General features: G+C 41.9%; 18 protein-coding genes. 3 read left to right on the top strand and 15 right to left on the bottom strand.

The annotated features are described in order from the left end of the window. Positions 1–2: 2 nt before the first annotated feature. The gene (locus tag MKY34_RS11510; protein WP_342510670.1) at positions 3–938 is read right to left on the bottom strand and encodes a bifunctional oligoribonuclease/PAP phosphatase NrnA; all 936 of its coding nucleotides are present in this window, start codon (positions 936–938) and stop codon (positions 3–5) included. 96 nt (positions 939–1,034) lie between these two features. On the opposite strand from MKY34_RS11510, the gene MKY34_RS11505 reads away from it, so the two are divergent. Continuing rightward, complete coding sequence (locus MKY34_RS11505) at positions 1,035–1,355, top strand: YtpI family protein (protein WP_342510668.1); 321 nt, start codon at positions 1,035–1,037, stop codon at positions 1,353–1,355. Positions 1,356–1,472: 117 nt separating this feature from the next. Here MKY34_RS11505 and MKY34_RS11500 read toward each other — a convergent pair whose 3' ends face one another. Both MKY34_RS11500 and MKY34_RS11495 read right to left on the bottom strand, forming a co-directional pair. Further along, positions 1,473–2,780 (bottom strand): DRTGG domain-containing protein, encoded by a 1,308-nt coding sequence (locus MKY34_RS11500; RefSeq protein WP_342510667.1) that lies wholly within the window; start codon positions 2,778–2,780, stop codon positions 1,473–1,475. Between the two features lie 96 nt (positions 2,781–2,876). After that, on the bottom strand, positions 2,877–3,557 hold the full coding sequence (locus tag MKY34_RS11495) for a metal-dependent hydrolase (RefSeq protein ID WP_342510665.1): 681 nt from the start codon (positions 3,555–3,557) through the stop codon (positions 2,877–2,879). Between the two features lie 105 nt (positions 3,558–3,662). On the opposite strand from MKY34_RS11495, the gene MKY34_RS11490 reads away from it, so the two are divergent. Further along, complete coding sequence (locus tag MKY34_RS11490) at positions 3,663–4,760, top strand: Xaa-Pro peptidase family protein (RefSeq protein ID WP_342510663.1); 1,098 nt, start codon at positions 3,663–3,665, stop codon at positions 4,758–4,760. Between the two features lie 96 nt (positions 4,761–4,856). On the opposite strand, the gene ald is transcribed toward MKY34_RS11490, so the two are convergent. Continuing rightward, positions 4,857–5,975, bottom strand: a complete 1,119-nt coding sequence (ald, locus tag MKY34_RS11485; RefSeq protein ID WP_342510662.1) for an alanine dehydrogenase — start codon at positions 5,973–5,975, stop codon at positions 4,857–4,859. 294 nt (positions 5,976–6,269) lie between these two features. Between ald and MKY34_RS11480 the strand changes: the two genes are divergently transcribed. Further along, the gene (locus MKY34_RS11480; RefSeq protein WP_342510659.1) at positions 6,270–6,719 is read left to right on the top strand and encodes a universal stress protein; all 450 of its coding nucleotides are present in this window, start codon (positions 6,270–6,272) and stop codon (positions 6,717–6,719) included. Between the two features lie 322 nt (positions 6,720–7,041). Here the strand turns inward: MKY34_RS11480 and MKY34_RS11475 are convergent, their stop codons facing one another. From MKY34_RS11475 to MKY34_RS11425, 11 genes are all read right to left on the bottom strand, one after another. Further along, the gene (locus MKY34_RS11475; protein ID WP_342510657.1) at positions 7,042–7,959 is read right to left on the bottom strand and encodes a class I SAM-dependent methyltransferase; all 918 of its coding nucleotides are present in this window, start codon (positions 7,957–7,959) and stop codon (positions 7,042–7,044) included. A 52-nt stretch (positions 7,960–8,011) separates the two neighbouring features. After that, the gene (tpx, locus tag MKY34_RS11470) at positions 8,012–8,518 is read right to left on the bottom strand and encodes a thiol peroxidase (RefSeq protein WP_342510655.1); all 507 of its coding nucleotides are present in this window, start codon (positions 8,516–8,518) and stop codon (positions 8,012–8,014) included. Between the two features lie 31 nt (positions 8,519–8,549). After that, entirely contained in the window at positions 8,550–9,137 is a 588-nt protein-coding gene (locus MKY34_RS11465) for an RDD family protein (RefSeq protein WP_342510653.1), read from the bottom strand. A 13-nt stretch (positions 9,138–9,150) separates the two neighbouring features. After that, on the bottom strand, positions 9,151–10,161 hold the full coding sequence (sppA, locus tag MKY34_RS11460; protein ID WP_342510651.1) for a signal peptide peptidase SppA: 1,011 nt from the start codon (positions 10,159–10,161) through the stop codon (positions 9,151–9,153). A gap of 63 nt (positions 10,162–10,224) precedes the next feature. Continuing rightward, the gene (rarD, locus tag MKY34_RS11455; protein ID WP_342510649.1) at positions 10,225–11,145 is read right to left on the bottom strand and encodes an EamA family transporter RarD; all 921 of its coding nucleotides are present in this window, start codon (positions 11,143–11,145) and stop codon (positions 10,225–10,227) included. An 86-nt stretch (positions 11,146–11,231) separates the two neighbouring features. Beyond that, complete coding sequence (locus MKY34_RS11450; RefSeq protein WP_342510647.1) at positions 11,232–12,800, bottom strand: acyl--CoA ligase; 1,569 nt, start codon at positions 12,798–12,800, stop codon at positions 11,232–11,234. A gap of 263 nt (positions 12,801–13,063) precedes the next feature. Beyond that, on the bottom strand, positions 13,064–13,267 hold the full coding sequence (locus MKY34_RS11445; RefSeq protein WP_342510645.1) for an alpha/beta-type small acid-soluble spore protein: 204 nt from the start codon (positions 13,265–13,267) through the stop codon (positions 13,064–13,066). A 160-nt stretch (positions 13,268–13,427) separates the two neighbouring features. Further along, positions 13,428–13,631 (bottom strand): alpha/beta-type small acid-soluble spore protein, encoded by a 204-nt coding sequence (locus tag MKY34_RS11440; protein ID WP_342510642.1) that lies wholly within the window; start codon positions 13,629–13,631, stop codon positions 13,428–13,430. A gap of 161 nt (positions 13,632–13,792) precedes the next feature. Next, complete coding sequence (locus MKY34_RS11435; RefSeq protein WP_342510638.1) at positions 13,793–13,999, bottom strand: alpha/beta-type small acid-soluble spore protein; 207 nt, start codon at positions 13,997–13,999, stop codon at positions 13,793–13,795. A gap of 81 nt (positions 14,000–14,080) precedes the next feature. Beyond that, positions 14,081–15,283 (bottom strand): tRNA uracil 4-sulfurtransferase ThiI, encoded by a 1,203-nt coding sequence (thiI, locus tag MKY34_RS11430; protein WP_342510636.1) that lies wholly within the window; start codon positions 15,281–15,283, stop codon positions 14,081–14,083. Further along, positions 15,283–16,416, bottom strand: a complete 1,134-nt coding sequence (locus MKY34_RS11425; protein ID WP_342510634.1) for a cysteine desulfurase family protein — start codon at positions 16,414–16,416, stop codon at positions 15,283–15,285. Before MKY34_RS11425 ends, thiI begins: the two co-directional genes overlap by 1 nt. Between the last annotated feature and the right edge of the window lie 149 nt (positions 16,417–16,565).

Here is a 16,565-nt window from a genome sequence, read left to right as displayed (position 1 = left end):
TTTTACATACATAATTGTTTTAACTTCGCAATAACCTCATCCGCCTCTTCCCACGAATGCACAGATGCCCCTGAGGCGAGTGGATGCCCTCCGCCTCCAAATTCAGCGGCCAATTGGTTAATAACCGGTCCTTTCGAACGCAGTCTTACACGGATTTGATCCTCTTCTTCGATAAAAATCGTCCAGGCACAAATCCCATTGACGTCTCCCAATGCACCAACAAGTTGAGATGTATCAGAAGCCGTTACACCAAATTGTTCCAGTATTGCTTTATCGATTTTAACAAAGGCAGCTCCATTTTCATCCATCGTAAAGTGCTGATAAATATATCCCTTAAGATGAAGCAATTCCCGTTTCACTTCATACATACCTGCAAACAGTTCCGAGCGATCAAAGTCAAATTTAATCAAATTACTCGCCACTTCAAATGTCTGCTCTGTCGTACTTGGGAACATGAAACGCCCCGTATCACCGACAATTCCTGCAAATAATAATCTTGCAGCAGCTGTCGTCATCTTCCAACCATCATGCTCCTGCCCCTCTTCAAATAGAGAATAAATCATTTCTGAAGTGGAACTCGAGGTCGTATCTACCCATTTCACGTCACCGTATGGGTCCGCATCAGGGTGATGATCGATTTTAATGCGTAAATCGCCTGCCATATAATGCTCACCATCGATACGTTCCGTATTTCCTGTATCCGTAATAATGACCAGTGCCCCTTCGTAAAGTAAACGGTCAACTTGATCTGGAACAGCCAAATATGTAAGTGATTCTTCGTGCGTACCCGCTGCATATACTTCCTTCTCTGGATAATTTGCTTGCAACAATTCTTTTAGCCCCATTTGGGAGCCATATGCATCTGGATCAGGCCTTACATGTCGATGAATAATAATCCGATTGTATTTTTCAATTGTGTCGATGATTTGTCTTCTCATTTCCTTTTCCTCCAGGCTTCTGTATATTCCGGTCGCAATCTCATGTAAAAGCCGCTACAATGAAAGTAGTGCTGTAGTCAATGGAGGGCTTTTATCGTGAACGTGTTAAACCTTATTTTCGTCTTTTTCATCATCGCTTCTGGGGTCTTTTATTTATATTTTAAAACTCGCCAGTTCCGTACTCGCTACGTATTCCCGATTCGTAAAAAAATGTACGCCAGCATGGCCGGCTCGTCTCTTGGTGGTTTGCTGTTGTTTTTCGGACTCAATCAGCTACTCCTATTTAAAGATGTCGCGACCTACGTGATTGCGGCCGTATTTATTTTACTCGGCGCATTCGTACTGATTTTTAATTATCGTGCTTATAAACATTATAGACGTTTTGTTGATGAAGAAACGACTCTGAACGAAGACTGATGCACTTATCGTGCATCAGTTTTTTCATTTATGCCTTGCGCTTTTGTTATTGTCTAGGCTTCAGGTGCCAGCTGCTCGGGTCATAAGCTGTTTCGGGCGCCTTCCCCCTTTTCTTGACTACCTCTCAAACATTTGATACATGAACATCGCTTTGGCGACGAGTTCGCCTTCTGTGAAAATATCGAAATCGACTTTTACAAAACGACGACTCATATGTAAAATACGAGGTTCTACGGTGACAATACTCCCTAGCTGAACATGTTTGATAAAATATAATGTCATATTTTCCGGGACACTTTCACCGCGTTTATGCGTTTTAATAACCCGATTACCCGCCTCTGTCAGCAATGTTGTCAGAGCACCATACGATAAGGACCCAAACTGATTCGTCATTTGAGGGATAACCGTGAATTCAATGGATTGTGGCGGGCCTTCAACAACTTTCATTTGCTTTTTAACAATGTCATCAATCGTTTCCCCTTGTTGCGGTTGACGTTGAGCCGACTGTAACGCTTTTAATACGTCTTGCCGGCTAATAATGCCCTCTAACGCCCCTGAATCTGTCACAACCGGTAATAGATCTATGCCTTCCCAAATCATGCTATGACCCGCTGATGCAACACTCGTTTTCCCTGTGACGGTAATTAATCGTTGGGTCATAACCTTTGAAATCAGTTCTGTATCGGACTTGCCAACCGCATCACGCGAAGTGATAATCCCTACAAGTTTCCCACTTTTCTCAATAACAGGATATCCAGAATGCGCTGTTTGGGCATTTACCTCATTGAAATGAGCAACTTGATCTTTCGTAGACAAAGTGATTGTTTCCGATAAAGGCGTCAAAATATCTTCAACAAGCAAAATTTCCTTTTCAATCAGCTGGTCATAGATAGCCCGATTCAACATCGTCGCAACTGTAAATGTATCATAGCTCGTTGAAATGACCGGCAACTCCAGTTCATCTGCTAATTTTTTAACCTCATCCGTTGCATCAAAACCACCTGTCACGAGGACAGCCGCTCCAGCCAACAACGCCGTTTCATGCGCTTTTAGCCTATTTCCAACAATCAGTAGACTGCCGGCGTCAATGTAACGCATCATATCATCAAGCTGCATAGCCCCTATGACAAACTTCGTCAAGGTTTTATGCAAACCGCCACGACCGCCAAGGACAAGCCCATCGACAATATTAATCACTTCTGCATACGTCAATCGTTCAATATTCTCTTTTTTCTTTTTTTCAATTCTAATTGTACCAACACGTTCAATCGTATTAACAAGTTTCTGATTTTCCGCTTCCTTAATAGCCCGATAAGCTGTCCCATCGCTGACAGACAGTGCCTTCGCAACTTGGCGAACCGATATTTTCTCACCGACAGCAAGTCCTTCGATATATCGTAATATCAATTCATGTTTAGTCGACATCTCTTCACCTTTTCTCTTTCATGACCTTATGGCTATTTTACCACAAAGTGCATGGGAAAGCGCACAGCACTCTTTTGCCCGTGCAAATGTCACTGCTTATAATTCCAATGTATCTCCTGCCGCCATAATCTTCACTTCATATTTTTCGACAAGTGCTTTAAACGTTTCTGGATCCTGTTCAATCGGTGGAAATGTATTAAAATGCACTGGTACAGTTAAGCTCGGTTTAAGCAATTCAACCGCATATGCGGCATCTTCTGGTCCCATCGTAAAATTATCGCCAATCGGAACAAAGGCAACATCAATCGCATGACGCTTTCCAATCAGCTCCATATCACCAAATAACGACGTGTCCCCTGCATGATAGATTGTTTTCCCTTCAGCAGTCAGTAAAATCCCTGCTGGCATCCCCGTATAAATAATCTCTTGCTCATCCGTCGTATATGATGAACTATGGAATGCTTGTGTATATTTCACCGTTCCAAAATCAAATTGACATGAACCCCCAATATTCATTCCATGCGTTCTGACTCCTTGCCAGCCTAAATAAATCGCAAGCTCATTAGGTGCAACGACAAGTGCGTCACATTCCTTTGCAATCGCTACCGTGTCTCCTACATGATCATTATGACCATGTGTCAATAAAATAACGTCCGGCTTTTCATCTACCGCCACTAAATCCGTTAGCTTATTACCCGTTATAAATGGGTCAATTAAAATCGTTGTCTTTCCTGTTTGTATTTTGACGATAGAATGTCCATGATATGAAATTTGCATAGCAAATAATCCCTCCATTTTTATCTGATAAAACAAACTTCGATATCTAACCCAAAAACCCTCTTTTTTGTTATGATGATAGTAGTCGAATAGGAGGTTGTTGAATTGAGTAAAGTTAAAGAGATCCAACAGTATTTACGCAACACAAATGTAGATGCGGCATTCATTACTACACCTGATAATGTATTTTACGTAACGGGGTTCCAAAGCAATCCCCATGAACGTCTGCTTGGTGTCATGGTATTCAAAGACGCGGAACCGTTCATCATTTGCCCATTTATGGAAATACCTGATGTCAAAGCAACAGGATGGGCTTATGAAGTCGTCGGACATGCCGATACAGAAGATGCTTGGGACATCGTGTTGAAAGCCGTACAAAGTCGCGGTGCACTTCCTACATCCATCACCATTGAAAAATCACACTTAACAGTGGAGCGATTGGAACGTATGGAGCAATTATTCGAAGGTGCTACATTCACTCGACTGGACGAACAATTAAACACTATGCGAAATATTAAAAGTGAGGACGAGCTCGACAACTTACGCAAAGCAGCAGCATTAGCTGATTATGCCATTGAAGTAGGGTGCAGGGAAATCGCCGAAGGAAAAACCGAATTAGAAATCCTCATGGCGATTGAATTTGAAATGAAGAAAAAAGGCGCGGAGAAAATGGCGTTCGATACAATGGTGTTATCCGGTCCTAAAACAGCTTCACCACATGGCACACCTGGTGATCGTAAAATTCAACAAGGTGATTTCATTTTGTTCGATTTGGGTGTTGTTTATAACGGCTATTGTTCTGACATTACACGAACAGTTGCATTCGGTGAACCTTCAGAAGATATGCGCAAAATTTATGAGACAGTTAGACAAGCAGAGCAAGCGGCAGTTGACTTCGTTCGCCCCGGCGTACAAGCAATGGCTATCGATAAAGCCGCAAGAGATGTCATTGAGGATGCAGGATATGGCCAATACTTTACACATCGCGTCGGTCACGGTCTTGGCATTTCGGTCCATGAGTTCCCTTCTGTCACAGGAACAAACGAACTTGCTCTCGAAGAAGGCATGGTCTTTACAATCGAACCGGGTATTTACCATCCTGAAATCACAGGTGTTCGCATTGAAGATGACGTTGTCGTAACGGCTGACGGCGTAGAAGTATTAACGAAATTCCCAAAAGAGTTGCAAATTATTCAACCATAAAGATAAAAATGCTGCCCGCGATTAAGTGCGGACAGCATTTTTTATTACTTAGGAACAGAATTTTAGCGCCTACCAAGGCGCTTACGCTTTTCTTAATTATCGGTTCAATAATGTTTCAGCTGATACATACTCAAGACCTTGAGCGTCTGCTACAGCTTTATATGTGACATGGCCGTCCAACGTGTTGATTCCTTTTTGAAGTGGAACGTTGTCTAGGCATGCTTGTTTATAACCTTTGTTCGCAATTTGAAGTGCGTAAGGTACTGTAACGTTCGTTAGAGCAGTTGTAGATGTTTGTGGAACTGCACCTGGCATGTTCGCTACTGCGTAATGTACAACGCCGTGTTTTACATACGTTGGCTCATCATGTGTAGTGATACGATCAGATGTTGCAAAAATACCACCTTGGTCAATTGCGATGTCCACAAGAACAGATCCTGGTTTCATCGACTTAACCATATCTTCTGAAACAAGTTTCGGTGCTTTTGCTCCTGGAATCAATACCGCACCCACAACTAGATCTGCATTTTTCACAGATTCAGCAATGTTGAATGGATTTGATACAAGTGTTTGAATGTCATTGCCAAAGATTTCGTCTAGGTAACGAAGACGATCTACTGACAAGTCAAGCACAGTTACTTTTGCACCCATACCAACTGCGATACGAGCTGCGTTCGCTCCAGCTTGTCCACCACCGATAACGACTACATTACCGCGTGAAACGCCTGGTACGCCGCTTAATAGAATTCCTTTACCACCATTGATTTGTTGTAAATATTGCGCACCGATTTGTGTTGCCATACGACCTGCAACTTCACTCATTGGTGCGAGTAGTGGTAATGAATTGTTTGGAAGCTGTACTGTTTCGTAAGCGATTCCAACTACTTTTTTATCAAGCAATGCTTTCGTCAATTCTACTTCAGGTGCGAGGTGCAAGTATGTGAATAGAATTTGCCCTTCTTTGAAATAGCCATATTCTGAAGCAATGGGTTCTTTAACTTTCATAACCATATCAGCATTCCAAGCTTCCGCTGCCGTAGCAACAATTTTCGCACCTGCTTGGATATAATCTTCATCCGTAAAGCTTGAGCCAAGACCTGCGCCCGTTTCGATAAGTACTTCATGACCAGATGATTTTAAGTTAAAAACTCCCGCCGGCGTCATTGCCACACGATTTTCATTATTTTTAACTTCTTTTGGAACACCAATAAGCATTATAAATCCCCCTAAATAAAGTATATTAAATTCGTTGACCTTTCCGAATATTATTCATACAGGTCAAGCTAGATTCAATCTTATCAGATAAAAATCATTTTGACTGCACTTTTTTTATTCGCCGAATATTCAGATGACAAATTAGAAAAAAAACTGCAAACGGTTTCATATAACGTGTAACAATTTTGTCGAATTTACAAATTTCTCTGTTACATTTTCCAACAAATAAAAGGATTTCTACTCTTCTTAATAGAAGTAATCAATATACCAAATTAAGAAATGGAGTGGGGACACATGACACTAGTGTATAAACAAATTCTCGTAGCTGTGGATGGATCAAAAGAATCTGAATGGGCTTTCAAAAAAGCGGTAGCAATCGCTGGACGAAATGACGCAACACTAAACTTGATTAATATTATTGATACACGCTCTTATGCTGCTGTTGAAGCCTATGACCGCTCAATTGCAGAACGCGCACAAAAATTTGCAGAAGAACTACTCAATGATTACAAAACAGAAGCTGAAAAAGCAGGCTTACATCATGTCAATGTCATTGTGGAATACGGTTCACCTAAAACAATGATTTCACGTGACCTTTCTAAAAAACTCAATGCCGATCTAATTATCTGTGGAGCAACAGGGCTCAATACAGTTGAACGTTTCTTAATCGGTAGTGTCTCTGAAAACATCGTACGCTCTGCAAAATGCGACGTACTCGTTGTACGTACACCAGAAGAAGATTAATGGACACAAAAAAGGTCGCCCCGCTCATCATTCGATGAGAGGGCGACCTTTTTCATTTAATCTTCATTCAGCAGAAAACTTCCACCTCGATAAGTGGCGAGATGAATACGGTTTTGTTTTTCTGTTCAGTAGGTGTTCAAACATCGGCTGAACGAAGATAAAGCCTCCGGCGGATGTCACAGATTTTTTAGAGGAGCTTTGGAAGGCAACCTAAGTTCGCCGCGTCCTGCGGCAACGGTTGCATGACCTACTTCCTGTAGGCCCCGAGCTCGAAAAAAATCTGGACGCAATTACACCAAGGCATAATTGATAGTTCAGGGCATTACGATTCCGCAACCCACATATCAATTTTCTGTAGGAATAATGCCATAGCATGCCTATCCGTCATAGATGGCACTTTTGCAAGTAGTACATCCGGTGTCGCTTTCACTACGCCTTCAACAGGCTTTTGGAGCACTAAAATACTTTTGGCATGTGCCGTATTTTTGAATAAAGAATCTGGTAACTGAATAACCGCACGAATAATTGTGCGCGTTTTCAAATACGGATGCAAAGATGCCGCCTGCTCAGAATCGAATAAATTCGCTGGCACAACGAATACCCCATAGCCCCCTGCTTTTGTGTGATTCATCGATTGTTCAATGAATAAATGATGTGAATAGGCATGCCCTTCGGCAGGCACTAATTCAAAATTCACCGCATTGTCATCATCTGGATAAAATCCAACGGGTAAATCACTCACTGTAATATCAACCGGATCCACGAGTAGCGGGCGAAGCGCATCTTGTACATAAAATGTCAAAGGATGCTCCAACAATTCCGCGGTAACTGCTGATAATCGAACAAGAATATCATCAATTTCAACTGCTGTCGCTGTCACATTATTTCCGATCACATTCATTGCCGTGTAGAGTAAGTTACCCGTACCCGCAGCAGGATCCAACAATGTTAAATCTTGTTGACCCGCAGCCAATTTCCCAGCGATATGACCAATCAACATACCGATTGAATCGGGTGTCATTTGATGATGCGGTTGCGCATGTTGCTTCATCCCTTTTAATATTGCCAGTTGAATCCCTCTTCGAATCTCTTCTTTCGTCACCGTTTCAGATAACTCAGGCTGGATATCACCTTGTAGCCACTTTTCACATGCTTCAATAATTGCTTCAAGGTATAATCCTTCCTTAGATTGCGCGTATGTATCAATGAATGTAAAGATTTTTTCTGTATTCGTCGTCATTTATAATCCCTCTATCGATAAAACCCACCCGTTTCCGAGTGGGTTTTCATAATTAGTTTGTAAGTGCTTTAACTGCTTCAATTGCTTTTTCGTAATCTGGATGATCCGTGTTTTCACTCACATATTGAACATATGTCACTTTATCATCTTTGTCGATAACAAAGATTGAGCGTGCCAATAGGCGAAGTTCTTGAATAATTGTACCATATGCTTCCCCAAATGATAAATCACGGTGATCAGACAATGTTTGCACATTTTCAATACCCTCAGCAGCACACCATCTTGCTTGTGCAAATGGCAAATCCGCAGAAATCGTCAATACTTGGACATCTTCCCCAAGTGACGCAGCCTCTTCATTGAACTTACGTGTTTGAACAGAACAAACACCCGTATCAATTGAAGGAATGACACTGATTAACCGGATTTTCCCTTTTGAATCAGCCAGTGTAACTGGGCTCAAATCATTTGCAAGCACTGTAAATTCTGGTGCCGTATCACCTACTGCAACTTCTTTACCAAGCAATGTAACAGGATTATTCTTGAATGTAACGTTAGCCATGTAAGACGCCCCCTTTTCTATACTTATCTTACTAAACGATTGTCCCTTCTTGCAACTGTTGACCCTCAGCTTGTCGATAACCTAGCTGCACCTCTTTTTCATACGTATGCTCATGCACAACGACCGTATCTGCAAACAAATCATGCAACGCCTCTTTTTTCGGCATAAAAATGACAAGTAAATAAGGAATCACAAGCATTTTCGATATAAAACGTCCGATGCCTTCACGGAAAAGCACAGTTCCCCATGTCAACGGCTTGCCATCCTTCGCTTCTACCCTAATACCCATAATCATCTTGCCGACCGTCTGCTTCAAAAACTTGGTCATCAACATAAAATATAGCAAGAACAAGAACAGCGCAGTTAGTTTATAGGTACTAAAAAAGAAAAAGGAAGGGTTCGTTATTTCAATACCCACTACTCTAAATAATGGTTTAATGACAATCCCACTAATTGCAGATAGGACAAGAAGGTCAATTGTAAACGCCCAAAAACGCGTCCAAAAACCGGCATACTTCGTCCGAAAACGCTCTACTTGAACAGACTCATACTGTTGAGCTGACTGTATGGCAACGGAATCTTTCGCTAAATTCAGCTGTTGTTCAATATGCTCCGACACAGACAATTCCCCCTTATCTTTCACCATATAAATACATCATTCGCGGCGCATTGTAATCAGATAGCAACTTACCAATCAATTCGGATTCAACATTTCTACCGACAAGGTTGCCTACCTTCACACCCAACAATGAGCTCCAGCTATCCATTGTCGTATACTCAAAGACGGTTGCATTTTGCAGTTCAAAATCTTGTTTCATCGCTTCAATTACGTCAGCCGCCTTGCCATAGTCATCCGCTAGTCCTGCTTCAATTGCTTGTCGACCATTCATGATTCGGCCGTCTGCAACTTGTTTCACTTCGGCTTCCGTCATATTCCGGCCCTCTTCAATAATATCTACAAAACGTTCATACGAATCTCCAATCATGTCCTCAAGCATTGCACGTTCTTCCTCTTTCATCGGACGAGACGCACTCATAATATCTTTATAGGGCCCTGTTTTAATCGTGTTAAATTCGATACCGTACTTTTCAGCAAGTCCCGCATAGTTCATGCTTTCCATAATGACACCAATAGAACCTGTAATCGTTTCATGATTAACGAAAATCTTCTCGGCTGGCGCTGCTACATAATAACCACCCGATGCGGCCATCCCACCCATCGATACATATAGTGGAATTTCCCTTTCAAGCTGGATTGTACGAAGCGCATCATAAATCTCTGCCGACTCCACAACTCCGCCACCTGGCGAATTCACTTTCAACACAACACCTTTTACCGTATCATCTTCCAAAATCATATTTAACTGACTCATGAAAAATTGATGATCGTACCCTGCTGGTTGAAAAATTGAAGCACTGCCGCCCAGGTCTTGGATGATACCGTCTAATGTCAGCACTGCAATCCGATCGCTTCCCTTCCCTTCTTCTAAAACCATTTCATTATATCCCGAAGACGTTGCCATCATGTCTTCGAATACACTGTTAAAATCCCTTGTAAATATGTACGATATTGAATTGACACCTACTGAAACAAAAACAAGTGCCGCCGCTACGATGATTGCGATCCATCGTTTCATAGTCATTGCAAATTCCTCCTTTTTTCACTACCTCATTCTATACGTTCCTTCCCCTTAAAATGTTTCAATTTATATCGGTTCTTCAGAAAGATTATTTTTCTTAGCTTTCAGTACTTCCAACACTTTCGATGCTGTAAATAATAATAAGGCAGACCAAATGAATGAGAAGGATAATAAATCGATTTTCCCGAACGTTTCATGATACACAATAACACCAAGGAATAGCATAATCGTTGGTGCAATATACTGTAAAAAGCCAGCCATATACAACGGGATGCGTTGAACGCCTTTTGCATACATCACGAGCGGCAATGCTGTGGCCACGCCCGTCAAAATCAGGAGAATATCTGTCTTCACATCAGCATGAAAAAAAACAGCACGTCCATCAACAAATAGCCATATATAATACATTAAAGCAAACGGTGTTATGAACAATGTTTCAATTGTCATCCCTCGAAGCGCATCTAGTTTAATCTGCTTTTTTAGTAATCCATATACAGCGAACGTCGCTGCAAGTACAAATGCAAGCCACGGAAACACACCATATGACAACGTTAAAATCGTAACGCCAGTTGCCGCCAGTAAAAAGGCGATTTTTTGTGCACCTGATAGCTTTTCCTTCAAGAAAATAACGCCGAGTAATACAGATATTAACGGATTCATATAGTATCCGAGGCTTGTTTGAACGATATATCCATGGTTAACCGCCCATATGTACATAAACCAATTCGTTGAAACGAGTGCAGATGCACAAAATAATCCCCAAAAGTTGCGCTGTGAACGCCATAACGTTTGTAAATCCTCCTTCAAATAACGGCCATGCCTCATCAGAAGAACCAGTAGCAACGTCAAAATAAATGCCCAAACAACACGACTTAGTAAAATTTCAACACTTGTGACATGCTCAAGAATTTTCCAATAAATCGGCATGAATCCCCAAATAATATACGAGCCCCCCGCCCAAAGGACTCCACTTTTCTCCATTTGCATAAATGATTCCTCCTTTCAAATAAAACAACCGCCTTTATAAGTTCGGAATACTCCGTCTCACAAAGGCGGTCTGCTTACTACAACGCTTACTGTTCTTGTCTTCTCAATTCTACACGCATAATTTTTCCAGATGCCGTCTTCGGCAATTCATCCACAAACTCAATTTTACGTGGGTATTTATAAGGCGCTGTCAATGTTTTCACATGTTCTTGTAAATCTTTCACAAGTCCTTCTTCCGTTTGACGGACCGGCTCTCGTAATACAATAAATGCTTTCACAATATTACCACGAACTGCATCCGGACTTGCGACGACCGCACATTCGCGAACCGCTGGATGCTTAGTCAACGCATCCTCTACCTCAAATGGTCCGATTGTATAGCCGGAACTAATAATAATGTCGTCACCGCGACCCTCGAACCAGAAATAGCCATCCTCGTCCATTCGCGCACGGTCTCCCGTTACATAATATTCGCCACGGAATTGCATTTTCGTACGTTCAGGATCACTTAAATATTCTCTAAACAAAGCTGGTGTCGACACGTGTACAGCGATATCGCCAACCTCTCCAACTACCGCCGGATGTCCCTCATCATCAATGATCTCGACTCGATTTCCAGGTGTCGGTTTCCCCATCGATCCCGGCCTAGCTTCCATTCCAAGCATTGTTCCAACTAGCAACGTATTTTCCGTTTGTCCATAGCCATCCCGTACCTGAAGTCCAAACGTTTTATCGAAAATATCAATGACTTCACGATTCAGCGGCTCGCCCGCTGAAACCGCGCTGCGAATAGATGAGAGGTCATATGTTTCTAACTTCTCTGCCTTTGCCATGAAGCGATACTCCGTTGGGGTACAACATAATACATTAACCTGGTAAGTCTTGATCGATTCCAAATAAGTTGTCACATCAAATTTCCCATCATAGACAAGGCCCGTTGCACCACTGCCAAGGACGGATAAAAACGGTGACCATATCCATTTCTGCCATCCTGGTGCGGCCGTGGCCCATACAACATCTCCTTCTTCTATGCCAAGCCAGTTTGCGCTTGCTGTACGAAGATGCGCATAGCCCCAGCCATGTGTATGAACGACTCCTTTTGGTTTACCTGTAGTACCTGAGGTATAGGATAGGAACGCCATATCCGCGCTTTTCGTTTCAGGTGCAATAAAATCTGCCGATGCAGCTGCCATTAACTCTGTCAATGACAGTTGTCCCTCTTTTGCTTTTCCGATGACAAAAAGTTCAACATCCCCCATATTACTCACTTCGTTAAACTGCTCTGTAAACGCTTCAAAAGCGATAATAGCCTTTGCATGACTATGCGCTAAACGATATTCAATATCAGATGGACGCAGCATCTCAGAGCTCGGAATGACCACTAATCCCGCTTTTAGTGCCCCGATATACGTCACATATGCCTCAATCAGTCTTGGTACCATTACAAGGACAACGTCTCCTTTTTGAAGTCCATTCGACGTAAAAACATTTGCGACCCTATTCGCTGACTCCATTAATTCATCATATGTAATTTCTTTTTTTTCCCCTTGTCCATTCACATAAATAAGCGCTTTCTTTTTCTCCCCAGTTGCATACTTTTCGAATTCACTCACAAGATTGTACTGCTTAGGCGCAATTAATTGTTCACGATTCATAAAAATCCCCCTTTTCTCTCTTTATCATTATACAAAAATTCTTCCGACAATTCAAAACTAATTGTCATTTCAATAATAGTTTGATTCTTCTGGAAACAATTATCACATGTGTTAATTAGATCCGGCAATGCTTCCAAGATCATTCATGAGTTTAGAAAAGGTTGAATAACAACTTTTTCCTACCCCCAAAATACTGATTGCCAACAATAAAAATGTGAAAAGCCGCCCCAGAAAATTTCTGGAACAGCTTTTCAAATGATTATTTATTTTTGGTAACCGTTCATTTGCTGTTGAGCCTGACGTACTAATCGCTTTGTAATTTCTCCGCCGACGGATCCGTTGGCACGCGATGTAGCGTCTGGTCCAAGTTGCACTCCAAATTCGCTAGCAATTTCGTTCTTCATTTGGTCAAGTGCTTGTTTCACACCTGGAACGACAAGTTGATTTGAATTTCCGCTGTTTGGCATTGTGTGTCACCTCCTTGTGCATATAGAATGTGCCGCAATCGTAAATCCATGCATATTCCACTCAGGAAATTTACACCATTTGAGCTGTAGTCGTTTAAATGCATACGACTTTGCTTATACTGTTAAACAACAAGCTCGGTTGGAGTACTGCATGTTTATGTTATGATTGACGACCATTCATTTGTTGTTGCGCTTGACGCACTAATCGTTTCGTAATTTCACCACCGACAGAGCCGTTAGCACGCGATGTAGCATCTGGCCCCATTTGCACACCAAATTCGTTGGCAATTTCGTTCTTCATTTGGTCAAGTGCTTGTTTCACACCTGGAACGACAAGTTGATTTGAATTCCCGTTGTTTGGCATTGTGTGTCACCTCCTTGTGCATATAGAATGTGCCATTATCCGAAATTCATGTAGAATTCTAAAAGGGAATATTAAGAAATTCACCCAAATCGATTAGCATAACATTCACAAAACAAAAATGCTGCCCCGAAAAATTCATCGGAACAGCATTTTTGTTGTATTTATTTTTTAGGATATCCGTTCATTTGTTGCTGTGCCTGACGCACTAATCGCTTTGTAATTTCTCCGCCGACGGATCCGTTGGCACGCGATGTAGCGTCTGGCCCCATTTGTACACCAAATTCGTTGGCAATTTCGTTCTTCATTTGGTCAAGTGCTTGTTTCACACCTGGAACGACAAGTTGATTTGAATTATTACTGTTTGGCATTGTGTGTCACCTCCTTGTGCATATAGAATGCGCAGCATCCTTAAATTCATGCAGAAGGTTGATTGGTAATTTTTTCAACGCTTACAGTAAGTCTTCAAAATCATCTTTCGGCTGTAATGGTAACTCAATAATCGTCCGTTTTTCAACCGCTTCTTCAATCATCGGCTCGAAGTCAGAAAAGCTTTCATAATACACGACTTTTTCAAGCTTTGGTTTCGTTTTCGGATTAGACGGCGAGAAGATTGTACAGCAATCTTCATATGGTCTAATCGAGATATCGTATGTGCCAATTTTTTGAGCAATGTCAATAATTTCAAGTTTATCTGTCGCAATGAGCGGGCGTAAAATTGGCGTAGATGTCACTGCATTAATAGCCGTTAAACTCTCCAACGTTTGACTTGCCACTTGTCCTAAGCTTTCACCTGTCACAATCGCAAGTGCTCCTTGTTCCGCACGAACCTTATCTGCAATTTGCAACATAATTCTGCGCGTCGTCGTCATGGACACATTATCCGGCACGTTCTGAACAATTGTTTGCTGAATTTCAGTAAACGGAATGACATGTAAGCGAACTGCCGCTCCAAATGTACTGAGTTTTTCCGCAAGATCCATCACTTTCTTTTGTGCCAATTCACTTGTAAACGGTGGGCTTGCAAAGTGAATTGCGTCGATCGATACGCCGCGTTTCATCATTAAATACCCCGCAACCGGACTGTCGATCCCACCAGATAACATTAGAATCGAATGTCCATTCGAACCAACTGGCATTCCACCTGCGCCTTTATGCACTTTTGCTGTCAAGAAAGCACCTTCACTTCGAATTTCCACATTCAACAAAATGTCCGGTTTCTTCATCTTAACGCCGAGTTCCGGAAAACTACGCAATACATGCGCTCCAATTTCCTGTTGCAACTCGCTTGTCACAAGTGGGAATGATTTGTCCGTTCGTCGTATTTCAACTTTAAATGTTTTTCCCGCTGTTTCATCTGCGCCAATTACAGCAAGCGCCGTTTCTTTTATCGCGTCTAAAGATGCCTCACATTTTGCAACAGGACTGAACGACTGGATACCAAAAATTTGCGGCAGCCTTGCAATCGCTTCTTTCATGTCATTTGGGTCATCCGCATATAAAAACATGCGATCGCGCTCAGGCTTAATGACAACTGTTTGTAAATCACTTAATGCATCTTTTATATTGTTACGCAGTTTTCGCACAAAGACATTGCGATTCCGCCCCTTTAAAGAAATTTCACCATATCGAATTAATAACTCGTTCCACTCCATTACTGATTTCCCCTTCCAAGCAGTTCCATAAACTGCGCACATACTTGCTCCAATTTCACGATATGTTGCTCTACATTATTTTCTCCGAAACTAATGCGAATGACGCCATTTTTAAATTTTTCAGGTACTCTAATTGCTTCAATCACATGTCCTGCTGTCCCACTTTTCGATGAACAGGCACTTGAGGTCGAAACCGTAATGCCATTTTCCTGAAAATAATTCACAGCTACCTCACCTTTTATTTTATAAAAAGCGATGGATAAAATATGCGGTGCGGCCTTGTCAGGAGCTAACACTAAAATATCCTCATACTGCTTCATAAAATCAACAAGTCGATTTCTCCACTGCTTAAAAACAACATGCTCTTCGTCTCTCGCAGTAATTCGCATCGCTTTTGCAAGTGCTACCGCGTTCGGAACAGCTACCGTACCGCTCCTCAGTCCTTGTTCTTGACCGCCACCAAAGTTAACAGCCACTGGTTTCACGCCTTTTCTTACAATTAAAGCACCCGATCCTTTCAAGCCATTTATTTTATGTGCTGAAATCGTAATCGCATCTAAGCCTGTATCCTTTAATGAAACAGGCAGTTTTCCAAAGCTTTGAACCGTATCAGAATGAAATACAGCTCGCGTCTTTTCCCGGATCAAGCGTGCACAGGCAGCAATCGGTTGAACAGTGCCAATCTCGTTGTTGACATGCATGATGCTCACCAAAATCGTTTCCTTGCGTAGCTTGTTTTCCAACTCATCGAGCGAAATCATTCCTTGCTTATCTACCGCTAAATAATCCACTTCAAAGCCTTGCATTTCCAAATATTCCATAGCACGCAGGACGGATGGATGCTCAATTTCGGTCGTAATAATATGATTACCTCTTGTGCGAAATGCTTGTGCAAAGCCAATTACCGCTAAATTATTCGATTCAGTTCCCCCAGAGGTAAAGATCACCTCTCCATCAAGCGCACCGACAATCGACAAAATTTGCTGCCTCGACTTTTCTAACAACGACTCTGTTTGCTTACCTGCGAGATGAATCGAAGCTGGATTTGCATAAAAACGTCTATTCACTTCTAAAAACGACGTCAATACACCCTCATCAGGTGCCGTCGTCGCACTGTTGTCTAAATAAATCATTCGTACCATCCTTTCACTTGCCGTATCATCAATTACGCCAAGGCGTAATTGCGTCCGGAGGTGCTTATCTTTCTTCAACAGAGTGCTGAAGAAAGATAAGCGTGACAAAGCCACCTGCAACAATCATGCTGGTGGCTGTTTTTCCATCA

The organism is Sporosarcina sp. FSL K6-1522, from assembly GCF_038622445.1.
Classification (GTDB): Bacteria; Bacillota; Bacilli; order Bacillales_A; family Planococcaceae; genus Sporosarcina.
Note: the sequence above shows the minus strand (reverse complement) of the source record. Positions and strands in the feature narration are given on the sequence as shown.

Bases quoted from the DNA above. Each gene is read 5' to 3' on its own strand.
- MKY34_RS11450 (WP_342510647.1), bottom strand. From the start codon at position 12,800: ATGAATCGTGAACAATTAATTGCGCCTAAGCAGTACAATCTTGTGAGT.
- MKY34_RS11445 (WP_342510645.1), bottom strand. From the start codon at position 13,267: ATGCCAAACAGCGGAAATTCAAATCAACTTGTCGTTCCAGGTGTGAAA.
- MKY34_RS11440 (WP_342510642.1), bottom strand. From the start codon at position 13,631: ATGCCAAACAACGGGAATTCAAATCAACTTGTCGTTCCAGGTGTGAAA.
- ald (WP_342510662.1), bottom strand. From the start codon at position 5,975: ATGCTTATTGGTGTTCCAAAAGAAGTTAAAAATAATGAAAATCGTGTG.
- rarD (WP_342510649.1), bottom strand. From the start codon at position 11,145: ATGCAAATGGAGAAAAGTGGAGTCCTTTGGGCGGGGGGCTCGTATATT.
- MKY34_RS11480 (WP_342510659.1), top strand. From the start codon at position 6,270: ATGACACTAGTGTATAAACAAATTCTCGTAGCTGTGGATGGATCAAAA.
- MKY34_RS11510 (WP_342510670.1), bottom strand. From the start codon at position 938: ATGAGAAGACAAATCATCGACACAATTGAAAAATACAATCGGATTATT.
- sppA (WP_342510651.1), bottom strand. From the start codon at position 10,161: ATGACTATGAAACGATGGATCGCAATCATCGTAGCGGCGGCACTTGTT.
- MKY34_RS11495 (WP_342510665.1), bottom strand. From the start codon at position 3,557: ATGCAAATTTCATATCATGGACATTCTATCGTCAAAATACAAACAGGA.
- MKY34_RS11475 (WP_342510657.1), bottom strand. From the start codon at position 7,959: ATGACGACGAATACAGAAAAAATCTTTACATTCATTGATACATACGCG.
- MKY34_RS11425 (WP_342510634.1), bottom strand. From the start codon at position 16,416: ATGATTTATTTAGACAACAGTGCGACGACGGCACCTGATGAGGGTGTA.
- MKY34_RS11435 (WP_342510638.1), bottom strand. From the start codon at position 13,999: ATGCCAAACAGTAATAATTCAAATCAACTTGTCGTTCCAGGTGTGAAA.
- MKY34_RS11500 (WP_342510667.1), bottom strand. From the start codon at position 2,780: ATGTCGACTAAACATGAATTGATATTACGATATATCGAAGGACTTGCT.
- tpx (WP_342510655.1), bottom strand. From the start codon at position 8,518: ATGGCTAACGTTACATTCAAGAATAATCCTGTTACATTGCTTGGTAAA.
- thiI (WP_342510636.1), bottom strand. From the start codon at position 15,283: ATGGAGTGGAACGAGTTATTAATTCGATATGGTGAAATTTCTTTAAAG.